This is a genomic window from Aeromonas sp. ASNIH5, from assembly GCF_002902865.1.
Lineage (GTDB): Bacteria > Pseudomonadota > Gammaproteobacteria > Enterobacterales > Aeromonadaceae > Aeromonas > Aeromonas caviae.
In genome coordinates this window covers 1,567,014-1,588,070 of sequence record NZ_CP026122.1, presented here as the reverse complement: position 1 = coordinate 1,588,070, position 21,057 = coordinate 1,567,014, and the positions used below count along the sequence as shown (strand labels likewise).

20 protein-coding genes are annotated in these 21,057 nt (G+C 61.8%); 8 read left to right on the top strand and 12 right to left on the bottom strand.

Going from position 1 to position 21,057, the window contains the following annotated elements:
• Positions 1-304: 304 nt before the first annotated feature.
• Genes C2U30_RS07090 through C2U30_RS07080 form a run of 3 tightly spaced genes read right to left on the bottom strand, consistent with a single transcriptional unit; the run spans position 305 to position 2,750 of the window.
• Positions 305-1,486, bottom strand: a complete 1,182-nt coding sequence (locus tag C2U30_RS07090; RefSeq protein ID WP_103243514.1) for a M20 metallopeptidase family protein — start codon at positions 1,484-1,486, stop codon at positions 305-307.
• Complete coding sequence (locus C2U30_RS07085) at positions 1,486-1,935, bottom strand: hypothetical protein (protein ID WP_042016367.1); 450 nt, start codon at positions 1,933-1,935, stop codon at positions 1,486-1,488. Before C2U30_RS07085 ends, C2U30_RS07090 begins: the two co-directional genes overlap by 1 nt.
• Complete coding sequence (locus tag C2U30_RS07080) at positions 1,932-2,750, bottom strand: DUF3100 domain-containing protein (protein WP_010673963.1); 819 nt, start codon at positions 2,748-2,750, stop codon at positions 1,932-1,934. The genes C2U30_RS07085 and C2U30_RS07080 overlap by 4 nt, the downstream gene beginning before the upstream one ends.
• Before the next feature lie 260 nt (positions 2,751-3,010).
• Here C2U30_RS07080 and C2U30_RS07075 point away from each other — a divergent pair, with 260 nt between their 5' ends.
• Positions 3,011-4,201 carry a GNAT family N-acetyltransferase gene (locus C2U30_RS07075; RefSeq protein ID WP_103243513.1) on the top strand — a complete coding sequence of 397 codons (1,191 nt, stop codon included), beginning with the start codon at positions 3,011-3,013 and terminating at the stop codon, positions 4,199-4,201.
• Between the two features lie 152 nt (positions 4,202-4,353).
• Entirely contained in the window at positions 4,354-4,860 is a 507-nt protein-coding gene (locus C2U30_RS07070; protein WP_010673966.1) for a GNAT family N-acetyltransferase, read from the top strand.
• Between the two features lie 72 nt (positions 4,861-4,932).
• On the opposite strand, the gene C2U30_RS07065 is transcribed toward C2U30_RS07070, so the two are convergent.
• Positions 4,933-5,433, bottom strand: coding sequence for an SRPBCC family protein (locus C2U30_RS07065; protein ID WP_010673967.1), 501 nt, complete (start codon positions 5,431-5,433; stop codon positions 4,933-4,935).
• 182 nt (positions 5,434-5,615) lie between these two features.
• Between C2U30_RS07065 and C2U30_RS07060 the strand changes: the two genes are divergently transcribed.
• Positions 5,616-6,056, top strand: coding sequence for a GNAT family N-acetyltransferase (locus C2U30_RS07060; RefSeq protein ID WP_041212649.1), 441 nt, complete (start codon positions 5,616-5,618; stop codon positions 6,054-6,056).
• Positions 6,057-6,189: 133 nt separating this feature from the next.
• Here the strand turns inward: C2U30_RS07060 and C2U30_RS07055 are convergent, their stop codons facing one another.
• The 6 genes from C2U30_RS07055 to uxaC all read right to left on the bottom strand — a co-directional run bounded on the left by C2U30_RS07055 (position 6,190) and on the right by uxaC (position 12,812).
• Entirely contained in the window at positions 6,190-6,810 is a 621-nt protein-coding gene (locus C2U30_RS07055) for a bifunctional 4-hydroxy-2-oxoglutarate aldolase/2-dehydro-3-deoxy-phosphogluconate aldolase (protein WP_103243512.1), read from the bottom strand.
• Entirely contained in the window at positions 6,803-7,750 is a 948-nt protein-coding gene (locus tag C2U30_RS07050; protein WP_103243511.1) for a sugar kinase, read from the bottom strand. Before C2U30_RS07050 ends, C2U30_RS07055 begins: the two co-directional genes overlap by 8 nt.
• Before the next feature lie 21 nt (positions 7,751-7,771).
• The gene (locus C2U30_RS07045) at positions 7,772-8,320 is read right to left on the bottom strand and encodes a YgjV family protein (protein WP_103243510.1); all 549 of its coding nucleotides are present in this window, start codon (positions 8,318-8,320) and stop codon (positions 7,772-7,774) included.
• A complete protein-coding gene (locus C2U30_RS07040; protein WP_103243509.1) occupies positions 8,317-9,804 on the bottom strand; it encodes a UxaA family hydrolase in 1,488 nt (495 codons plus the stop codon). The genes C2U30_RS07045 and C2U30_RS07040 overlap by 4 nt, the downstream gene beginning before the upstream one ends.
• A gap of 9 nt (positions 9,805-9,813) precedes the next feature.
• Entirely contained in the window at positions 9,814-11,277 is a 1,464-nt protein-coding gene (locus C2U30_RS07035; RefSeq protein WP_103243508.1) for a tagaturonate reductase, read from the bottom strand.
• A 122-nt stretch (positions 11,278-11,399) separates the two neighbouring features.
• Complete coding sequence (gene uxaC, locus C2U30_RS07030; RefSeq protein ID WP_069652824.1) at positions 11,400-12,812, bottom strand: glucuronate isomerase; 1,413 nt, start codon at positions 12,810-12,812, stop codon at positions 11,400-11,402.
• 436 nt (positions 12,813-13,248) lie between these two features.
• Here uxaC and C2U30_RS07025 point away from each other — a divergent pair, with 436 nt between their 5' ends.
• The 5 genes from C2U30_RS07025 to C2U30_RS07005 all read left to right on the top strand — a co-directional run bounded on the left by C2U30_RS07025 (position 13,249) and on the right by C2U30_RS07005 (position 18,433).
• Entirely contained in the window at positions 13,249-14,238 is a 990-nt protein-coding gene (locus C2U30_RS07025; RefSeq protein WP_103243507.1) for a TRAP transporter substrate-binding protein, read from the top strand.
• Between the two features lie 44 nt (positions 14,239-14,282).
• Entirely contained in the window at positions 14,283-14,804 is a 522-nt protein-coding gene (locus tag C2U30_RS07020) for a TRAP transporter small permease (RefSeq protein ID WP_043154535.1), read from the top strand.
• Positions 14,804-16,102: a TRAP transporter large permease gene (locus C2U30_RS07015; protein ID WP_103243506.1), complete on the top strand. Its 1,299-nt coding sequence runs from the start codon at positions 14,804-14,806 to the stop codon at positions 16,100-16,102. Before C2U30_RS07020 ends, C2U30_RS07015 begins: the two co-directional genes overlap by 1 nt.
• Before the next feature lie 130 nt (positions 16,103-16,232).
• The gene (exuR, locus tag C2U30_RS07010; RefSeq protein WP_069652822.1) at positions 16,233-17,012 is read left to right on the top strand and encodes a transcriptional regulator ExuR; all 780 of its coding nucleotides are present in this window, start codon (positions 16,233-16,235) and stop codon (positions 17,010-17,012) included.
• A gap of 404 nt (positions 17,013-17,416) precedes the next feature.
• Positions 17,417-18,433 carry an IS481 family transposase gene (locus tag C2U30_RS07005; RefSeq protein ID WP_103243505.1) on the top strand — a complete coding sequence of 339 codons (1,017 nt, stop codon included), beginning with the start codon at positions 17,417-17,419 and terminating at the stop codon, positions 18,431-18,433.
• On the opposite strand, the gene C2U30_RS07000 is transcribed toward C2U30_RS07005, so the two are convergent.
• Positions 18,430-19,991 (bottom strand): IS3-like element ISAs20 family transposase gene (locus C2U30_RS07000; protein ID WP_088813959.1). Its coding sequence is split into 2 segments (ribosomal slippage): positions 18,430-19,529 and positions 19,529-19,991, totalling 1,563 coding nucleotides; the frame shifts between segments, so codons are not numbered across the junction. The genes C2U30_RS07005 and C2U30_RS07000 overlap by 4 nt on opposite strands.
• Before the next feature lie 377 nt (positions 19,992-20,368).
• The gene (locus tag C2U30_RS06995; RefSeq protein WP_103243504.1) at positions 20,369-20,977 is read right to left on the bottom strand and encodes a type VI secretion system-associated protein TagO; all 609 of its coding nucleotides are present in this window, start codon (positions 20,975-20,977) and stop codon (positions 20,369-20,371) included.
• Positions 20,978-21,057 lie beyond the last annotated feature (80 nt).

Here is a 21,057-nt window from a genome sequence, read left to right as displayed (position 1 = left end):
ACGGCGCTCCGGGTGCCGAGCAGCAGATCGCCATCATCCAGCAGGGCTTCGGGGTGCGGCAGCCCCCTTGCTGCTTAGGGGGTTCGGGTCGCCAGATTGACGAGTATCTGGGCACCGATCAGCAGGCAGTCATCATCCGGGTAGTAGGGGATTGACGTGGTGCTGGTAGTGGCAGATCCCCCTGGCCCGTCAGTCGACCCTGGTCGCCAGATTGACGAAAATCTGGGCTCCCACCAGCAGGCAGTCATCATCCGGGTAGTAGGGGATTGACGTGGTGCTGGTAGTGGCAGATCCCCCTGGCCCGTCAGTCGACCCTGGTCGCCAGATTGACGAAGATCTGGGCTCCCACCAGCAGGCAGTCGTCGTCCAGGTAATAGGGGTTCGCGTGCAGGTAGTTGCAGATCCCCTTGGCCTGATTGCCGCTGCCGAGGAAGAACATGGCCCCCATGCGGCTTGGCGTGGCGTTGATCATGTAGCTGAAGTCCTCGCTGCCGGTCATGGGCTGGCCCTTTGCGTTGATCCCGTCGCTGGACAACACATCCGAGGCGGCTTGTTGCAGGCGCTCGCAGGCCTGGGGGTGGTTCTCCACCGCCGGGTAGCCGGCATGGACCATGGTGGTCTTGAAGCCGCGCAGCTCGCTCTGGGCGATGATGTCCCTGAAGCTGTTTTTCAGGATCTGGTCGGTTTCGGCATCCATGGCGCGGATGGTGCCACGGGCCTGCACATGATCGGCGATGGCGTTGGGAATGGTGCCGCCGTTGATCATGCCGCAACCAAAGACCGCCGGGCTGAACGGGCTGGTGCGCTTGGCGACGATGTAGTCCATGTCCTCGATGATCCGCACCGCCTCCCGGATGGCATCCAGCCCCTTGTGGGGGGTGGAGCCGTGGGCGGAGATGCCGTGCACATCGAGCGTCCAGGCAGATCCCCAGGAGGACATGACCCCCTGGTTGAACTTGATGGTGCCCGTCTCCATGGCGCCGTCGTTGTGCAGGGCATAGACCTCGTCCACCCCCTTCATGCAACCAAGCTCCACCATCTTTTCGGCCCCGGGGACGCGCATGTCCTCTTCCGCCATCTGGAAGATGAAGCGGACGTTGTACCGCAGGCGCTCGCGGTTGGCGGCCAGAAAATTGGCGGCGGTCAGAGCGATCGCCATGTGGGAGTCGTGGCCGCAGTTGTGGGCCATCCCCTCATGGGTGGATTTGAACGTCACCTCGCTCATGTCGTGCATCTCCAGGCCATCCATGTCGGCACGAAAGGCAATGGTGGGCAGGGCAGGGTCGACCGCCAGATCCCCGTGAAAACCGGTGAAGCCGGGATACAGGGTGATCCTGTAGCCGAACTCTTCCATCAACCCACGGCAGTAGGCAGAGGTCTTGAACTCGGCCCCGGAGTATTCCGGGATGCGGTGCAGGTGGTGGCGCACTTCGTAGCTGAAGTCGCGCAGGGCCAACAGGTCAGGTTCGATATGGTAGTGGTTCATCAGATGATCCCTTGAATGGAGAAACCGAGCTGGGCAACCAGGGAGGCGCCAAAGAAGCAGCAGGTGGAGACGATCATGAAGATGAGGATCACCTTCCACGACATCTTCTTGAGCTCCTCCAGCTGACCGCCCACCGAGAGGCCGGCGAAGGCCAGGAGCGGCACGCAGCAGGAGAGGAAGGAGATCTTGGCCACGGCATCGATGAAGAGGCCGCGCACCGGGGTCTCGGGCAGGCAGATGAGAATGCCGATGATGGTGGCATAGGCAAAGGCCGGCAGGGAGGAGGGCAGATAGCGCTTGGTCACCAGGGAGGCGAACACCACCAGGGACATGGCGACGAAGCTGTCCCCCATCTGCCACAGCGGCAGGCCCGAGGTCAGGGTCTGGGTGAACATGGCCAGCAGGATCGCCAGGAAGACGAAGCGCATATCCATCACGATGCTTTTCATGCTTTCTCTCCTTTGGCGGTCAGGGCATAGATTTTTTCAGCGAGCGGCAGACCCAGATAGGTGAGGGAGAGCGCTCCCAGGGCCGACGAGAGCAGGTTCGAGGCGGCGGCGATGCTGAGCACCTGCTGGGCCATCGCCTCGTCGAGGCCGTTGATGAGGGCACCGGAGGCGGCGCTCAGCATGGAGCCGGATCCCACGCCGGAACCGGCGGCCAGGGCCAGGGGGTGCAGCCCCGTGAGGGGGGCGATGCTGCCGAGCACGCTGAACCAGAGGGTGCCGATGACGGAGCCGCACAGGTAGATGGCGAGCACGCCGATGTACTCCTGGGAGCCGGTGCCGAACTTGCCCTGGATCACCGCGACCGAGGGTTCACGGCTGATGGAGGAGCAGGCCCCGATGGCGCGGCGGCCAAAGCCGAACTTCACCGCCAGCGGAATGGCGATAAGGATGGGCAGGAGGTTGCCTATTTCCTGCAGGAAGAGCGGTACGCCGACGCTCAGGATCATCTTGAGGTTGGGGATGATCATCCCCGCATACTGGGTCCCGAGGATCAGCAGGCTGAAACCCACCATCTTGCCGCAGAAGCCCTCTTCTCGCTCGGTGAAGAGTCTCTTCCAGCCGGGAATGCGATCCTTGACGGGCTTGGCGGAGACGATCATGCCGATGATGACGGCAAAGAGCATGGGCAGGATGGGGATGATGGCGATGCCGAGTCTGATCTCCTGCTTCCCGATGAGGGATTGGGCCACGAAGATCAGCAGGGCGGTCGCCAGGGTACTGACTACTACCGTTTTGAGTGGGCTGGTTGGCTGCATAGTGTGTTCTCTTGTTATCCGTTGTCCTTCATGGGCGTCTTTGGTCACGCCATGATGGGGGCATGATAGGAAGCGAAGAGAGGAAGGAATGTGACCGCCATCAAGTCAGCCATATGGCATTTTTTCATGGGGTATGCCGTTTAACCATGGTAAACATATGGTTTAACAACTCATTGGCAGCTGCTTATGCTGCCTCAGACAGGAGTGTGGTGCCGCCCGGGCACCCGGTGCCTGATCCGGGGGGGGATGTGGGGGAAGGAATGGATCTGTTGATAGAGGGCGCGCTCTGGCGCCCCTCCTGGCAAGCGGCGTTGCAGGCCTGGCAGCACCAGGGAAACCGCTGGTGGCTGCTGCTTGGCAAAGGGGAGGCGAGGGAGATGGCACCTTGGGCGGCCAGCCCGCCAGATGGCATTCTCCTTGCCCGCGACCTGCTTGCCGCCTGGCTGGGTGAGGCCGCCTCCCCGCTGATGGTGACACAGCCGGACCGGCAGATCCTGATCGCTGCCTCCGGCTCCCTGCTGACCCTGGCCAGAGAGAGCGGCTTGCTCACCCTGGGGCCCGCGGGGGCGGATCACCGCCTCGGTGCCGATGACGACCTCGGGGTTGCCCTGCAACGCCTGCTTGCCCGCCGCCTGATGACCCTGGTACTGCGCGAGCCTGGCGGGCAGGACGCGCTGGTGCTGCGCCCCCTGCTGCCCGGCGATGAGAGCGCCATCCTGCGTTATTGTTCGGATGCGGCGCTCGCCCGCTATACCCTCAACATCCCCCACCCCTATTCGCCGGAGGCGGCGCGGGACTGGCTTGCCCTGAGCGGGCGCAAGGCTGCTCTCGGGCTGGGATGCACCTGGGCCCTGACTCTGCCCCAGGGGCGTGAAGACGAGCCCGCTCCCCTGGTCGGCACCCTCTCCCTGCACTGGCACGGGGAGCTGGCATGGTGGGTCGGCGTGCCCTGGCAGAACAGGGGGCTGGCCACCCGGGCCGCGAACCTGGTCAGGGCGTTTGCCTTCGAACAGTGGCACCTGCCTGCCCTCACCGCCCGCCACATGCCGGGCAACCTCGCCTCAGGCCGGGTGATGGAAAAGACTGGCATGCACCATGACGGGCGTCGGCCAGATCCGGCCGATGGCGCCCTCGAGCTCGATCACTGGCGGCTGGATCGCCCGGCGCGCCTGACGGATGCACGCAAAGAGGCGCTGGCCCCCTGGCTGGATGACGAGGAAGTGGTCGTGGCCATACTGCACGATGAGGGGGTGGCGCTTTTCATGGCGGGGGAGGCGACAGGGGGCGAGCAGACACTCAGCGGGCTGACGGTGCGGCGCTATCCCCTGGCCATGCTGGCGCCAGAGGCGCCCGGGGTGCAGGCCCATGGTGGTGGCGCCCTGCTCAAGGAGTGCGGGGATCTGGGCCTCGCCTATCTGCGGCGATTGCGACAGCCTGACGACGGTCGCTGATGGCTTGCCCAGGGGCGGTCATCGCGAAGCCTGGTGCGGGGTCTGTCAGGTGTTTTCCTGAGTCCGTCCTCCCATTTTCAGACAAAGGCAGTGAAGTGGCGCACCACTTCTGTGGAATAATGGCCGCCCTGCTGTACGAGGAGTAACGCTGTATGTTGAGAACCGAGCGTCCCGGCGACATGCTGCCAGTCTATGAGCTGGTGAGTGCCGCCTTTGGTCGTCCCGACGAGGCCGAACTGGTCAACCGCCTGCGAGAATGTGGGGCCGCCGTGGTCACCATGGTCGAGGAGGAAGAGTACGAGTTCATGGGGCACCTGATGCTGAGCCCGATCACCATTGAGGGACAGGAAGGGCCCTGGCTGGGACTGGCACCCGTGGCCGTGCATCCCGACTGGCAGGGGCAGGGAATTGGCTCGGATCTGGTGCGGGAAGGGCTGGACACGGCACTGGAGATGGACTGGAAGGCGGTGGTGGTGCTCGGGGATCCCGCCTACTACGCCCGTTTCGGCTTTCGGCCTGCCAGCGACTTCGGCCTGCACTGCATCTACGAGGTGCCGACGGAGTGTTTCATGGCGATGGAGTTGCAACCCGGCGGGCTCGACGGGGTAAGGGGCGAGGTGCTCTATCACCCCCTGTTCGATGAAGAGCCGGTGGAGTGACCGCCTGCCCATCCATGAAAAAGGACCCTGAGCGGGTCCTTTTTCATGCCATGCCCATCGCTTGAATGGACGTCACTGGGCCAGGGATTTCAGCTGCTGCTTGCCCGGCGGGTTGTTCCAGTCGATGGGGCCGTGGGTGAAACGGTACTGAAGCCTCGGCAGACTCAGTTCCAGCCACTCCTCCCGGAAGTAGGCATAACCCTGGTCCCAGTCCGGATCCTGCGCCCAGCCGGTCTGCAGGAAGTGGAGTCGGGTGCCCTGGCCCTCCGGCACGAAGCGCAGGCTGACCTGGGTCTTCTGCTGACGAATGTGGGGAAACTGGGGAGGGAAATTCCAGCTGAAGCTGAGCAGATCATGGGGCATGACCGCCATCACCCGGCACCCTTCGCTGCCACGCTCGCCGAGGGGAGCATCGGGTCTGAAATAGATCTCGAACGGTCCGTTGGGTTCCGGGACCATGAGGCACTCCGGCGCCAGAAAACTGCGCAGCCCGCTCTCCGTGGTCCAGGCCCGCCAGACATCGTCAATGTGGGCGGGTACCAGAATACTGCCTTCAATTTGCTTGTTATCCATAAATCAGTGAACCTCAAACCAGTCATGGACGGGACCTCGGCAGTATAGCCCCTGAGGCGATAAAATAGGCAGCCCTGTGTCACACGGTTACGTATTCAAGAGGGTCCACATTGCCGATTTGACAGCACGGCGGGATCCATCGAGAGTGGGAAGCGACAAGCACGCAACGCAAGGATGGTGTCATGATCAGAATGATGACGGAAGCTGACGAGCCCATGCTGGCGCAGCTCTTCCTCAAGGGAAGGCGCCAGGCCTTCCATTGGGTTGATCCCGCCCTGTTCCGGCTCGAGGATTTTGCCGAGCAGACCCGGGGCGAGGAGATCTGGGTGGCGGAGAAAGGGGGCAGCCCGTGCGGATTCGTCTCCATCTGGGGGGCCGAGAGCTTCGTGCATCATCTCTACGTGGTGGCGGACTGGCATGGGCAGGGCATGGGGCGGGCCTTGCTTGCCGCAGGCTTGGCCGGATACCCCTCCCCGGCCTCCCTCAAGGTGGCCATGCGCAACACCACGGCGATGGCTTTCTATCATCGCCTGGGCTGGGAGAACACCGAAGAGACGGGTCACTGCGACATCACGGGGCCCTGGCGCAGGCTGGTGTTGACGCCCGATGACGCAGGGGAATAAGCCGCTGGCAGACTGCGGCAACCGCACCGCACATTGATCTCCAGCCCTTGCAGGGCTTAAAAAAGCCACTTCGCGGGAAGTGGCTCTTCAACACATCCGGGGGAGGGCAGACCTTCCCACGCTCAACCGATGATCACAGGGCCGCCACGGCCTCTCTTACCAGGGCGGCCAGCTCTTCCCATCTGCCCTCGTCGATGAGCTTGGCCGGCACCATCCAGGTGCCGCCGCAGGCGATCACGGCATTCAGCCCCAGATACTCCTTCAGATTGGCCGGCGTCACGCCGCCGGTGGGCATGAAGCGCACCGGATAGACGGCGCCCAGGGCCTTGAGCATGGCGGTGCCGCCAGACTGCTCGGCCGGGAAGAACTTGAGGTGGCGCAGCCCCATCTCCATGGCCTGCTCCACCAGGCTGGGGTTGTTGACCCCGGGGATGATGGTGACGTCCTTGTCCAGACAGTACTGCACCGTGGTCGGGTTGAAGCCGGGGCTGACGATGAAGTCGGCGCCCGCCGCCACGGCCGCATCCACCTGCTCGCGGTTGAGCACGGTGCCGGCCCCGATCAGCAGATCCGGGTAGGCCGCGCGCATCTGGCGGATGGCCTCGGCGGCGGCGGGGGTGCGGAAGGTCACCTCGGCGGCGGGCAGGCCATTTTCCACCAGCACCCGGGCGAGGGGGACGGCCTGGGCAGCATCTTTCAGCGCGATGACGGGGATCACCTTGAGGGCTTCGAGGCGGGTGATGAGATCAGACATGGTGCGTTTCCTTGAGTGATGGCATGTGGGAGGGGGGAATGATGGCCCCCGGATACTGGATGACGGCCGCCGCCAGGCGGTGGCCTGCCCGGGCGGCGTCGGTGACGTCGGCCCCTTGCAGGCGTGCGGCGAGATAACCGGCGCTGAAGGAGTCGCCCGCCGCCGTGGTGTCGATCACCTGTTCGGCGGACAACCGCAGGGCGGCGATTTCGATCCGCTGCGCTGCCGTGACCACCAGGCAAGGCTCAGAGCCGCGCTTGACGACGATCTCGCCCACCCCGAAGCCCTGGCTGCGGGCGAGGCAGGTTTCGACCTCCGCGTCGCCCCAGAGTGCCTGCTCGTCATCCAGGGTCAGCAGGGCGATGTCCGCCAGGCGCAGGATGGCGGTGTAGGCCTCTTTGGCGGTCTCCTTGTCTTGCCAGAGGCGGGGGCGGTAGTTGTTGTCAAAGGCAATTCTGGCCCCCCGGGCGCGCGCTGCGGCGAGTCCTTCCAGCAGGCGCTGGCGCGAGGCGGGCGGCAGTATGGCCAGGCTGATGCCGCTCACGTAGACAAGATCGCACTGGCCCAGGGCGGCGAGAATGGCCTCGCCCTCGGGTTGCGCCAGCCAGTAGCGTGCGGCGGCGTCGCTGCGCCAGTAGGTGAACGAGCGCTCGCCGTCGGCCGCGGTGTCGATGAGATAGAGACCAGGGGCCTTGTCTGCCAGGCGCTGCACCCAGTCGGTATGGATGCCCTCTTGCTGCCAGGCGGCCAGCATCTGGCTGCTGAACCCGTCCTGGCCGAGGGCCGTGACGTAGTGCACCGCGAACGCCTGGCTCCCCAGGCGGGCGAGATAGAGGGCGGTGTTGAGGGTGTCGCCCCCGAAACCTTGTGCCAGCAGGCCTTGCCCGGCTCGGCGCAGCTCCACCATGCATTCGCCGATGACGGCTATCTGTCGGGTCATGGTTTCGACTCCTTGCAATCGTTACAGGGGGTTCGCCAGGGGATGACGCCACATGCGATACATGGTGTGGCAGTTGACGAACAGGAAGGTGGTCTCAATCAGGCTGCCGCCGATGGAGCCGATCAGTATGTTGTGGCTGGTCCAGCACAGGCCGCCCGCCAGCATGCACAGCCGCAGCGCCAGCCCGCGGGCCCGGAACAGGCCCCAGGTGCCGATGGTGGTGCCGATGATGGGGAGCCACTGCACCGCACTGGTGATCCCGGGGATGCCCAGTACCCACACCAGCACGAGGAAGAAGAGCATCACCCAGGCGTTGCGGGTGCGCCCCGAGGCGATGGTGCGACCACAGCTGAGGGCGGCGCTGAGAGCCGCCGTGCTGGCACCCATTAGCAGGAAGTGGACCGCGATGGCTCCCTGGTAGAGACACAGCCGCCAGCGAAAGCGGCTGTCATCCCGTTGCAGGAAGGCGCTCACCCCGACCAGCATGGCGGCAAGGCCGATGCCTTGCGCCAGGGGCTGCTGTTCAATCAGGGTCCAGACCGGTTGCAGCCAGCCAAGCTCGCGACTCACAGGGTGACACCACTCTTGAAGATGGCCAGCTCCCGGAAGTCGTTGCGCTCGTTGCAGGTCGGCTTGCCGTTGGCGATATCGACGATGAGGTCGATGAACTGGGCGAGCAGACTGCTCATGGGAGTGCCCTCAATCAGGGTGCCGGCGTTGAAGTCGATCCAGTGTGGCTTGCGCCTGGCCAGATCGCTGTTGGTGGCAAGCTTGACCGTGGGGGCCGGGCCACCGTAAGGAGTGCCGCGCCCGGTACTGAACAGCACCATGTGGCAGCCTGCGCCGGCCAGGGCGCTGGTGGCGACGGCGTCGTTGCCCGGGGCGCTCAGCAGGTTCAGCCCGGGGCGCTGCAAGCGGGCGCCGTAGGGCAGCACGTCCACCACCTGGCTGTGCCCCGCCTTCTGGGTGCAGCCGAGGGACTTCTCCTCCAGGGTCGAGATGCCGCCCGCCTTGTTGCCGGGGGAGGGGTTCTCGTAGATGGGTTGCTGGTGGTCGATGAAGTACTGCTTGAAGTCGTTGACCATCTGCACTGTCTTGTCGAAGGTCTGCTCGTCCTGGCAGCGGGACATCAGGATGCGCTCGGCGCCAAACATCTCCGGCACCTCGGTCAGCACCGAGCTGCCCCCGTGCTGGATCACGTAGTCGGAGAAGCAGCCGAGCAGCGGGTTGGCGGTGATCCCGGAGAGGCCGTCCGAGCCGCCGCATTCCAGCCCGAATTTGAGCTCGCCGAGCCGACCGGGTTGGCGCCTGTCTTGCTGCATCTGCGCGAGCAGCTCGCGCAGCAGCCCCAGCCCGTGCTCCACCTCGTCATCGTGCTGCTGGCACACCATGAAGCGCACGCGGGCGGCATCGACGGGGCCCAGGGTCTCCCTGAAGGCGGCGATCTGGTTGTTCTCGCAGCCCAGCCCCACCACCAGAACCCCCCCCGAGTTGGGGTGATGCACCAGGTTTTGCAGCAGGGTGCGGGTGTTGAGGTGATCCTGACCGAGTTGGGAGCAGCCGTACTGGTGGCTGAACAGGTGCACCCCGTCGATGGCGCTGAGATCGGTGTCGCGCTCGAGCTGTTGCTTCATCTGTTTGGCGAGGGCGTTGACGCAGCCCACGGTGGGCAGGATCCACAGCTCGTTGCGAATGCCGACCTGGCCGTCGTGGCGGCGGTAGACCTGGATCTCCCGGTCCGGCAGCGCGGTGCTGACGTCGATGAGCTCCGGCTGGTAGCTGTACTCGTCGAGATCGCTGAGGTTGGTGGCCAGGTTGTGGTGATGGATATGTTCTCCCGCCGCGATGGCGCGGGTGGCGTGGCCGATGGGCAGACCGTACTTGATGATCTGATCACCTTCAAAGAGGGCCACCAGCGCCAGCTTGTGGCCGCGGGGGAGGGGGTCGCTCAGGGTGAAGGAAACACCTTCGTGCGCTATCTGCTCGCCAGCGGCGAGCTCTCTCAGGGTCACCAGCACATTGTCGGCGGGGTGGATGCGAATCACGGCTTGCATGGTCACTCCTTAGCAGCAGGCGGCCAGCGCCGCGCGCAGGCCCTGCTCGCGGATCCGGGTCAGGCAGAGATCTACCCGCTCGACCAAGCCAGGCACCTCGCACAGGGACTGGCCCCAGTGGGCCTCCTGCCCGAGCACCTCTTGCACCAGGGCGCGCTGGGGGATCTCGCCGCGCTCCACCGCAGGCCAGAGGCGGGCGTAGGCGTCGAGCCAGGGTTGATCGTCCTGCAGCGGATAGGCGTGTCCGTTGCGCTCCCCGCGATAGAAGGCGAGCAGGGCGGCGAGGGCAAAGCTCAGGCGCGGCGCCAGGGTGCCCTGCTGCTGTTGATAGGTCAGCAACTGCGGCAGCAAACGGGTGCGGAACTTGGTCATGCCGTTCAGGGCGATGGAGAGCAACTGGTGCTTGATGAAGGGGTTGCGAAAGCGCCCCTGCACGTCGCGGGCGAAGGAGAGCAGCTCTTCTTGCGGCAGGCTCAAGGTCGGCACTATCTCATCGCGCATGATGCGCTCGACGAACTCGCCAATCTCCTCGTCGGCCATGGCCTCGCCCACCGTGTCGAGCCCGGCCAGGAAGGCGACCGGCACCAGGGCGGTGTGGGCGCCGTTGAGGATGGCGACCTTGCGCTCCTTGTAGGGCTTGATGTCGTCGACGATGAGGATGTTGAGTGCCTGCCCGGCGGGCAGCTGATCGAGGCAGAGGGCGCTCGCCAGCCATGCAGGCCCCTGGATCACCAGCAGGTAGAAGTGCTCGGCGGTGACCACGAACTGATCCTGATAGCCAAATTGCGCCTGCAGCTCGGCGTGCTCGTCCCGGGGGAAGCCGGTGACGATGCGATCCACCAGGGTGGAGCAGAAGGTGTTGTGTTCGCGCAGCCAGGTCTGGAAGGCCTCTGGCAACTGCCACTGGGCGGCGTAGCGCAGCACCAGCTCGCGCAGGGCGTCGCCGTTGTAGTCGATGAGCTCGCACGGCAGCAGCACCCAGCCCTTGTCGGCGGCGCCGTCAAAGTGACTGAAGCGCTCGAACAGCAAGCGGGTCAGCTTGGCCGGGAAGCTCGCGGGCGGAGTGTCGTCGAACTGGTCGTCGGCGTGATAGCTGATCCCGGCTTCCGTGGTGTTGGAGAAGAGGAAGCGGATATCCGGGTTGCGCGCCAGTGCCAGCACCTCGTCGAACTGGCGATAGCAGCTCAGTTCGCGGTTGACGCTGCGGATCAGGCGCTGGGTGCTGATGGCCTTGCCGGACTCGTCCAGCCCGCGGATGACGGTGGTGTAGAGGCCGTCCTGAGTGCTCAGGCTGGGGGGAAAGTCGCTGTCGATGGGGCGCACTATGACCACGCCGGCGTCGAGGCGGGTGTGCTCGTTGAGCAGGTCCAGCTGCCAGTCGATGAAGGCGCGCAGGAAATTCCCCTCGCCAAACTGGATCACGCGGTCCGGATATTGGGCCCCCGGGAAGGCATCACGATTCAGGCGTTGCATCTTGTTGTGGTCCTCATGGGGCTGTGCCCCTGTGGCGGATATGGATGATGGGCGCGGTTTGACCCATGGAATGGTCCGCTCCGGCGGCGGGACATGCCCGCCGCCTCATTTTTTATTTCTGGTCAGTTCAGCTCGATGGCGAAGTAGTCGCGGGCGTTGTGGAAGCAGATGTTCTCCACCATCTGGCCTAGCAGCGCGAGATCGGCCGGGGCCTCACCGTCCGCGACCCAGTGCCCGATCATGCGGCACAGGATGCGGCGGAAGTATTCGTGACGGGTGTAGGAGAGGAAGCTGCGGCTGTCGGTCAGCATGCCGACGAAGCGACTGAGCAGGCCGAGCTGGGCGAGCTGGGTCATCTGGCGCTCCATGCCATCCTTCTGATCGTTGAACCACCAGCCCGAGCCGAACTGCATCTTGCCGGGGAGGTTGTCCCCCTGGAAGTTGCCGATCATGGTGCCGAGCACCTCGTTGTCCCTCGGGTTCAGGCAGTAGAGGATGGTCTTGGGCAGCGTCCCTTGCGCGTCCTGGGCGTCGAGCAGGCGGGAGAGCGCCTTGGCCACGGGAGCGTCGTGGATGGAGTCAAAGCCGGTGTCCGGCCCCAGGGTCAGCAGGCGGCGGCTGTTGTTGTTGCGCAGCGCCCCGATGTGGTACTGCTGCACCCAGCCGCGCCGGTGGTATTCGCCCGCCAGATAGAGCAGCACGGCGGTCTTGAAGGCGGCCACATCGGCGCTCTCCAGTACGGCGCCCCCCAGACGTCGAGTCAGCATGGCGTCGAGCGCCTGTTCGCCGGCCTGGCCGAAGGGCACTTCGTCCAGGGCATGGTCGGCAATCTTGCAGCCGTGTGCGGCGAAGTGATCCAGCCGCACGCCGAGGGCCCGGGTCAGATCGGCAAAGGTGCGGATCTGGATGTCGCTGACCCGGCCGAGTTCGGCCAGATAGTCAGCAAAGCCATGGGCGTCGATGTTGAACGCCTTGTCCGGACGCCAGCTCGGCAGCACCTTGATGTCGAAGCCGCCGTCGGCCGCGATGGCGGCGTGGTGGCGCAGATCGTCGACGGGATCGTCCGTGGTGCCCACCATCTTGACGTTCATCTGTTTCATGATGCCGCGGGCCGAGAAATCGGGCTGGGCCAGCTTGTCGTTGCACTGGTGCCAGATGGCCTGTGCGGTCTGCGGCCCCAGCAGCTGGCCCGTGATACCAAAGGGCCGCTTGAGCTCGAGATGGGTCCAGTGATAGAGGGGGTTGCCGATGGTGTGGGGCACGGTGCGGGCCCAGGCCTCGAACTTGGCGTAGTCGTCGGCATCCCCGGTGCAGAAGCGTTCATCCACTCCGTTTGAGCGCATGGCGCGCCACTTGTAGTGATCCCCCTTGAGCCAGATCTCATACAGGTTGGCGAAGCGGTGATCCTCGGCAATCAGCTGGGGCGGCAGGTGGCAGTGATAGTCGAAAATGGGCTGTCCGGCGGCGAAGCCGTGATAAAGCTGGCGCGAGAATTCGGTATCCAGCAGAAAGTCATCGGTCATGAAGGCGGTCATTCGCTTGCTCCCTACGAGAGTGCTCGGTGAAGTGGAGATAGTTGTTGGACCAATTATTCTCATTGCCAGACATCTCGTCCAGTCACCATATTGAAAAAACACCGGTCGGCTCACAAAATCGTCGAATTAAACCATTTTGAGTCTCAAAGAGGGCCTTCAATGGTGCCTAACAGGGTGAGAAAGAGCGGGAAAGAGGATGAAGAGGCTGGATGAGAGGTTTGTATGACACCTTTTTACTCTTGTGGATCGGGAAAATGTGACCTGCGTTGGGTTTATCACAGCCCATTTGTGGGGGTATGCCGTTTTTGTGATGGTTCTCAACATTCATAGATGTTCTACCAATTACAGTGTGCATCACAAAGATGTAGGACATTAAGACTGACTCCTCAGGGAAGAGGTCTAGCAGATAAACGCACACACTTGAGGTCCCGCTCCAATGAAAATGAAAACCATCGCCGCCGCCATCCTGATGGCCGCCCCCCTGGCCCTGACAGCCTTCTCTTCCCATGCCATGGAGAGAGTGACGCTGAAGCTGGCCCATAACCTGGACACCAACCATGTGGTACACCAGGCGTTGGCCCAGATGGCCAAGGAGATCAGCACCGCCTCCGACGGCAGGATGAAGCTGCGCATCTACCCGGGTGGCCAGATGGGCGGTCCCCGTGAGACCCTGGAGTTGCTGCAAAACGGCGCCCTGGACATGACCAAGGCCAGTGCCAGCGAGATGGAACCCTTCTCGCCCGCCTTCTCCATCTTCAGCCTGCCTTACCTGTTCAAGGATCAGGCCCACTTCAACAAGGTCATTTACGGCCCCGTGGGCGAATCCATGATGGCCCAGACCCGTGACAAGGGCTTCGTCTCCATCGCCGCCTACGTGGCGGGGACCCGCAGCTTCTACGCCAACAAGCCTATTCACACCCCGGCCGACATGAAGGGGATGAAGATCCGGGTGGTCGCCACCCCCACCACCATCAAGCTGATCGAACTGCTGGGTGCGGCCCCGGCCCCGATCCCCTTCGGTGAGGTCTACACCGCACTGCAGCAAGGGGTCATCGACGGCGCCGAGAACAACGAGCCCTCCTACGTGCAGACTCGTCATGTCGAGGTGGCCAAGTTCTACGCCGAAGATCAGCACACTTCTGTGCCCGATTTCCTGGTGATCTCGAGCAAGGTGCTGGACAAGCTTTCCGACGAGCAGAAGGCCATCCTCACCACTGCCGCCAAGCACTCGGAAACCTACGAACAGGAGCTGTGGGACAAGGAGGTCGCGGCATCTCGCAAGCAGGCGACCGACGCGGGGGCCACCTTCATCCAGGTCGACAAGGAGGCTTTCCGCACTGCGCTGGCCCCCCTGTATGACGATTTCCGCAAGGATCCGGTACGCGGTGAGTGGCTCACCAAGATCGAGAATGAAGCCGGTCAGTAATCATGAGGGGAGGGCGACGAGATCGCCCTCCCGGGAGAACCGCAATGCGTCTTGAAAAGTTCAAGCAACCCATCGACAGGTTGCTCGCCGGGTTTACCGTCGCCGTGATGGCCATGCTGGTGGTCTGCGTGGTCTGGCAGGTGTTCAGCCGCTACGTGCTGGCACAGCCGAGCACCATGACCGACGAGATAGCCCGCTTCAGCATGATCTGGGTGGGATTGCTGGGAGCGGCCTACGCCACCGGCAAGCGTCGCCACCTCAGCATCGACCTGTTCGTTTCCGACCTCAAGGGAGGGCGCAAGCTCGCCAACCAGCTGTTCGTGGATCTCTGCGTGCTGCTGTTTTCCAGCGGCGCCATGGTGTGGGGCGGCCTGACCCTGGTGACCAAGGTCTACAGCACCGGCCAGGTCTCCCCGGCCATGCAGTTGCCGATGGCCTATGTCTACGCCGTGCTGCCCCTGAGTGGCCTCATCATCAGTTATTATTGTGTGCTCTTCATGCTGGAGACCCTGCTCGACAGTCTGGCGCCCACCCCCGATCTTGCCCCCTCAGAGGAGAACATCTGATGGATTGGACCATAGCCCTGGTCATGTTCGGCTCCTTCTTCGTGTTGGTGTTCGCGGGCGTGCCCATCTCTTTCTCCATCGGCCTGGCGACCCTGGCCTCCGGCATGATGATGCTGCCGATGGAAACCATCCTTGCGGTGGTCGGCCAGAAGATGGCCACCGGCCTCGACAGCTTCTCCCTGCTGGCGATCCCCTTCTTCATCCTGGCGGGGACCCTGATGAACTGCGGCGGCATCGCCCAGCGGCTCATCAATTTCTCCCAGGTGCTGGTGGGCCGCATGCCGGGCTCGCTCGGCCACGTGAACGTCATGGCCAACATGCTGTTCGGCTCCATCTCGGGATCGGCGGTGGCAGCCGCGGCCGCGGTGGGTGGCACCATGGCCCCCATGCAGAAGAAGTCCGGCTATGATCCGGCCTATTCGGCGGCCATCAACGTGACCTCCTGCATCACGGGTCTGCTGATCCCGCCCTCCAACGTGCTCATCATCTATGCCCTGACCGCCGGCGGCATCTCGGTGGCCACCCTGTTCATGGCCGGTTACGTCCCCGGCATCCTGATGGGGCTCAGCATCATGGCCGTGGGAGCCATCATCGCCAAGCGCCGTGGCTACCCGGTTGCGGAGCGACCCTCCTTTGCCATGGTGATGCGCGCCTTCTGGGATGCCATCCCCAGCCTGCTGCTGGTGGTGGTGGTCATGGGCGGGATCCTGGGGGGCATCTTCACCGCCACCGAAGCCTCCGCCATCGCCGTGGTCTACACCTTCGTACTCTCGGTGCTCATCTACCGCGAAGTGAAGTTCAAGGATCTGCCGGCCATCATGCTGGACTCGGTCATCACTACCGCTATCGTGCTGCTGATCGGCATCTCGGTGGGCATGTCCTGGGCCATGACCAATGCGGACATCCCCTACACCATCAGTGACGCCTTGATGAATGTCTCCGATAACCCTCTGGTCATCCTGCTCATCATCAACGTGATCCTGCTCATCGTGGGCGTCTTCATGGACATGACTCCGGCGGTGCTGATCTTCACCCCGATCTTCCTGCCCATCGTCACCGAGCTCGGCATGGATCCGGTCCACTTCGGCATCATGATGATCTTCAACCTCTGCATCGGGCTCTGTACACCGCCGGTGGGCAGTGCGTTGTTTGTGGGGTGTTCGGTCTCGGGGGTCAAGCTGCAGGCCCTGATCCGGCCCATGCTGCCCTTCTTCTTCGTCTTGCTGCTGAGCCTGATGGCGGTGACCTACATACCGTCACTCAGCCTCTTCCTGCCGGGACTGTTTGGCATGCACTGAGTCATGAGAGAGCAAGTGAGCCCAGGGCTCACTTGTTCATTTTCATGTAAATTGGTATAACAAGTTACCGTATCCGGGGGACAGTCCCGGCACTTGAATAGTATGAGGCTGGGGTGTGAGTGAGATGAATATGGACTTGGTTGAATCAAAGCGTCTCTATCAGAAAGTCGCCGCCGAGCTGAAACAACGCATTGCCAGCCAGCGTTATCAAGTTGGCGAGCGTCTGCCGGCCGAGCGGCTGATTGCCGAGGAGATGGACGTGAGTCGCACCGTGGTGCGCGAAGCCATCATCATGCTGGAAGTGGAAGGGCTGGTGGCGGTGCAGAAAGGGTCCGGGATCCACGTGATCGCCCGGGAGAGCCAGTATGCCGAAGCGACGCCCACCCTGGATGACGCCCTGTTGACGGCGGGCCCCTTCGAGCTGCTGCAAGCCAGGCAACTGCTGGAGAGCAATATCGCCGAGTTTGCCGCGACCCAGGTGACCAAGCAGGACATCATGGAGCTGCTGAAGATCCAGGCCCTGGCCCGCAAGGAGGATCGTGCCCGCGATTCGGAGTGGGACAAGCAGTTCCATATCCAGGTGGCCAAGGCGACCCAGAACTCCGTGCTGGTGATCCTGACCGAGCAGCTCTGGCTGCATCGCGAGCGCAACCCCTACTGGCGCAAGCTCCACGAGCATATCGACGACAAGGCCATCTCCAGCTGGTGCGACGATCACGACCAGATCCTCAAGGCCTTGATGCGCAAGGATCCGCAGGCGGCCAAGCTGGCCATGTGGCAGCACCTGGAGAACACCAAGCAGATGCTCTTCCAGGCCACCATCTTCGATGACGAAATGGAGGATGACCGCTACCTCTTCTCCGAAAATCCCGTCGTTCATCTGACCCAGCCTTCCACTGCCAACGGCTAGTGGAAGATTCTCGGGGGCGAACCCTCGAGGTTGTTTCAACCCCATGGAGGCGCTGGGCTGATGGCTTGGCCCACAGCTCCCGGGCAAATTGCTGCTCCACTCGCCGGTTTTTGCTGGCGATGCCACCTGGAGCTGGCCCATGTCAAATGCAGCCACCCCCCGCAGAGCCTATGGCCCTTGGTCTGGAGATGCACAGCACTCGCGGGGCGGATACATCCTCTGAAGGCGAGAAAAAGGATACAAAAAGGGCCACTTCTTGCGAAGTGGCCCTTTCCAAACGTTTGGTGGAGCTGGGGTGTATGGAGATGGTATTCACCTGACAGTTGCCCACAAAAGGGAGTGGTCATACGGCTTCAAACCGGATAACAAAACGGTACCCCTACCGTGTTATCTGGAGTCACCGTATGACCACCAACGAGAAAGTAGCACGTCGTAAACTCAGCTTGCTAGAGCTCGCCAAAGAGCTCAATAACGTCAGCAAAGCCTGCAAGCTCATCGGCTACAGCCGTCAGCAGTTCTACGAGATTCGCCGTAACTACCAGACCTATGGCGCCGAGGGCTTGCTCGACAAACTCCCCGGCTGTAAAGGGGCTCATCCCAACCGGGTCGCTCCCGAGATTGAGCAAGCCATCCTCGATTACTCTCTCACCAGACCAACCCATGGCCCGCTGCGGGTCGCGCAAGAACTGGCTCTGCAAGGCATCAACGTCAGTGCAGGCGGTGTGCGTGGCGTGTGGCAACGTCACGACTTGCTCTCCAAGCATGACCGCTTGTTGCGCCTCGAGAAAACCCATAGGGAACAGACGATTGAGCTCAATGACGAGCAGATCCGCCTGCTCGAGCGCTTCAGCCCCGAGTTTCGCGAACGCCAAATTGAGGTTCACTACACCGGGGAACTGGTGGCGGTCGACACCTTCTTCGTCGGCGCACTCAAGGGGGTAGGCAAGGTGTATCTGCAAACCGTGCTGGACTGCTACAGCCGCCACGCCTGGGGACGGCTCTACACCAGCAAGCTGCCGGTGACCTCGGTTCATGTGCTCAACGAAACGGTCCTGCCGTTCTTCGAAGCCCATGAGGCTCGGGTCTATACCATCTTGTCGGACAACGGGCGCGAGTTCTGTGGGCGCCCTGACCATCATCCCTACGAGCTGTTCCTGCAACTGGAGGGGATTGAGCACCGGACCACCAAGGTACGCAGGCCGCAGAGCAATGGCTTTATCGAGCGGTTGCACCGCACACTGCTGGATGAGCACTTCCGTATCAAGGGGAGGACGACCTGGTATGAGTCGGTAGAACAGATGCAGACAGACCTGGATAGCTACCTGGAACACTACAACACCGAGCGGCCACATCAGGGCAGGATGATGGAGGGTCAGACCCCCGGCGTTTTTCAAGATAGTTGTCGCGCAAAGCTGTTTTAAGCAGCCTCTTTCTGCTCCGGCTCGGGTTTCTCGGGCCGCTCCGGATTTAGCATCACGGCACCGATAGGTGTCCAGTCTCGCGTCTTGCCACTCCACCTCGCTGGGTGTTGTGCTCGGGCGGCCTGGTACACAGCATCCCGTTTCGCCAGCAGGGCTTTATCGTCACCCCGATGCCGCTCGTTGGGTGTGACGAAGCGGATACGGCTATGCCGGTGCTCTTCGTTATACCAGGCCATAAAGTCGCGCACCCACTCCCTGGCCGCTTCCAGACTGGCAAAGCCGTCTGATGGCCACTGCGGACAGTACTTCAGCGTCCTGAACAATGACTCCGAGTACGGATTATCGTTGCTGACCCGAGGCCGTCCCCGCGAGGGCGTGACACCCAGGTCATGCATCTTGGTCAGCAGCGTGACTGACTTCATTGGCGCGCCGTTGTCCGAGTGCAAGACCAGCGGCTGCTTCCAGCACTGCTCGCGGATGATGCTCCGTTGCAGCAACGCCGCCGCCCGTTCACCGCACTCTTGCTCATGCACTTCCCAGCCCACCCCTTTGCGGCTGTAGATGTCCTCTATCAGATAGAGGTAGTAATACTGGCCGCGCACGAGTGACGGCAAGTAGGTGATATCCCAGGACCACACTTGATTGGGCCCAGTCGCGGTATGGCTGGTTGGTACCGGCACATGACGCGGTGGCTGGCTCCGGCCACGCCTGTGCTGCTGGTCAGCCGCCCGCAAGATGCGATAGAAGCTCGACTCACTGGCCAAGTAGCGCCCCTGGTCGGCCAGCCGTGGCACAATTTGACTCGGCGGCAACGAGGCGAACTCCTGGCTATTGCAGACGTCCAGCACGGCCTGCCGCTCCTCTGGGCTCAATGCATGAGCAGGTATGGAACGAACCGCATCCGGTCGCCTATCGGCACTCAGCTCAGGCCCGGCCAACCAGCGCTGGAGCGTGCGCAGACTCAGCCCCAACACCTCGGCCGCAGGATGCTTGCGGGCGCCAGCTTCAAGCGCTTCGCGCCACCATGCAACGTATTGCTGCCGCTCTGGCAACGAGGTCAGTTGTCCTCGTCGACGTTGCTCCAGTAGGCATCGAGCTTTTTTTGCAATATCAGCAGAGCTGCCGCCTCGGCCAGGGCCTTGTCTTTGCGCCGCAGCTCTTGCTCCAGTTGCCGGATACGCTTCTTGTCCGCTTTGGCCTGTGCCTTCTCCGCCTGTTGTAAGGTACGAGCGGATTGCTGGCCCAGAATACAGGCTTGGCGCCATTGCTGGACTTGCTCGGGATAGAGACCCTTACGGCGGCAGTACTCACTGAGTTCAATCTCGGAAAGCGCAGCGGTTTCCAGCACGACGGCGAACTTGGCCTCGGCGGGCCATTCATCGGTCAGTTTGTTGTCCCCGGGCACAGGAGACCCTCCGTCTTTGGCGTGTTTGCGCCAATTATACAGAGTGACCTCGCTGATGTTTTCCTGCCGAGCCAACTCGGCCACCGACATATTGATGGGCGGCAGCAGCTTCTTGAGCAAAGCAGCCTTGCGCTCACTTGAATAACGAGCCATTCGACACTCTTTATCCGCCCCCGGTCTTCACATTTAGATTATTCAGATTAGGCGACAACTATTCTGACACCGGGGGCCCCCTACAGCATGTTCAAGAAGGGTCTGAAATTGATACCGAAGGAAGTGCGCACTTAAAGTAGCGTAAACAAGACACCGGTTTGAGGCCGGTGTCAGGTGATAACTAGATCTGTACAGCTGGGGGGAGGTGACAACCAATCTTTAGTTTATCATTTCAGATCAATCGGTTAGATGACCTGTTCCAGCGAATCATTTCTGTGACCCTTCACTATGACACCAAATTTTGGACGCCAGTTCAACTCCCTAATTGTCATTTGAATTATGTGGCTTAGAATTCAGCGAATCCAAATCACATATTATTACCATTTACAAATTTCCCTGAGGGGTTTAATTGCATTTTCTAAGCCTGAAGTATCAAAAATAGCCGTTACTGGGTTTTCATTGTACGGTGTTATTTGGGCTACAAGCTTGTTTGATGTGAACATTTCTTTTAAGAATTGAACTGGCCTTGGATGAAAGGACGCTTTACTATCACTGGACAGACTCCATTCCTGAGTAACAGCTTTATTGTTACCTACTCTAGTTAGAACATAGGCATCACCCCCGAGATAGTCGTCCCAGGCAATATATAAATCTGTACTGTTACTTTGGCATCTTGCAATAATGGAAATGGGACTTCCTGAGCGACTAACGCCGGAGTCCGCATCCAAAATCAAAGTCACAGTTTTGGAGTCATCAACTGGATTTTCCTTAACCGATACATACCACTTACCCTTGTCAGCTATAGCTGTAGGAACTACCTGCGGGCCTTCAAGTTTATTATTTTTTGCCAGTTGATCAAAGCACTCCAGTCGGTGTAAATCCCCCTCAAGAGCTGCACATTTTGCAAACTCTTTTTCATCTAAAGCTGCATAAGAATTCGTTGCTAAAAGTAATAAAACTGTTAAGTGAATAGGTTTGCTATCCATGCCATCACATCTCCTATTTATGAAAATAGCTAATTATACGTAGAGCTTTGCTCAGTAACTTTGCGCAATCTAACATTTTG

Bases quoted from the DNA above. Each gene is read 5' to 3' on its own strand.
- C2U30_RS07090 (WP_103243514.1), bottom strand. From the start codon at position 1,486: ATGAACCACTACCATATCGAACCTGACCTGTTGGCCCTGCGCGACTTC.
- C2U30_RS07085 (WP_042016367.1), bottom strand. From the start codon at position 1,935: ATGAAAAGCATCGTGATGGATATGCGCTTCGTCTTCCTGGCGATCCTG.
- C2U30_RS07080 (WP_010673963.1), bottom strand. From the start codon at position 2,750: ATGCAGCCAACCAGCCCACTCAAAACGGTAGTAGTCAGTACCCTGGCG.
- C2U30_RS07075 (WP_103243513.1), top strand. From the start codon at position 3,011: ATGGATCTGTTGATAGAGGGCGCGCTCTGGCGCCCCTCCTGGCAAGCG.
- C2U30_RS07070 (WP_010673966.1), top strand. From the start codon at position 4,354: ATGTTGAGAACCGAGCGTCCCGGCGACATGCTGCCAGTCTATGAGCTG.
- C2U30_RS07065 (WP_010673967.1), bottom strand. From the start codon at position 5,433: ATGGATAACAAGCAAATTGAAGGCAGTATTCTGGTACCCGCCCACATT.
- C2U30_RS07060 (WP_041212649.1), top strand. From the start codon at position 5,616: ATGATCAGAATGATGACGGAAGCTGACGAGCCCATGCTGGCGCAGCTC.
- C2U30_RS07055 (WP_103243512.1), bottom strand. From the start codon at position 6,810: ATGTCTGATCTCATCACCCGCCTCGAAGCCCTCAAGGTGATCCCCGTC.
- C2U30_RS07050 (WP_103243511.1), bottom strand. From the start codon at position 7,750: ATGACCCGACAGATAGCCGTCATCGGCGAATGCATGGTGGAGCTGCGC.
- C2U30_RS07040 (WP_103243509.1), bottom strand. From the start codon at position 9,804: ATGCAAGCCGTGATTCGCATCCACCCCGCCGACAATGTGCTGGTGACC.
- C2U30_RS07035 (WP_103243508.1), bottom strand. From the start codon at position 11,277: ATGCAACGCCTGAATCGTGATGCCTTCCCGGGGGCCCAATATCCGGAC.
- uxaC (WP_069652824.1), bottom strand. From the start codon at position 12,812: ATGACCGCCTTCATGACCGATGACTTTCTGCTGGATACCGAATTCTCG.
- C2U30_RS07025 (WP_103243507.1), top strand. From the start codon at position 13,249: ATGAAAATGAAAACCATCGCCGCCGCCATCCTGATGGCCGCCCCCCTG.
- C2U30_RS07020 (WP_043154535.1), top strand. From the start codon at position 14,283: ATGCGTCTTGAAAAGTTCAAGCAACCCATCGACAGGTTGCTCGCCGGG.
- C2U30_RS07015 (WP_103243506.1), top strand. From the start codon at position 14,804: ATGGATTGGACCATAGCCCTGGTCATGTTCGGCTCCTTCTTCGTGTTG.
- exuR (WP_069652822.1), top strand. From the start codon at position 16,233: ATGGACTTGGTTGAATCAAAGCGTCTCTATCAGAAAGTCGCCGCCGAG.
- C2U30_RS07005 (WP_103243505.1), top strand. From the start codon at position 17,417: ATGACCACCAACGAGAAAGTAGCACGTCGTAAACTCAGCTTGCTAGAG.
- C2U30_RS06995 (WP_103243504.1), bottom strand. From the start codon at position 20,977: ATGGATAGCAAACCTATTCACTTAACAGTTTTATTACTTTTAGCAACG.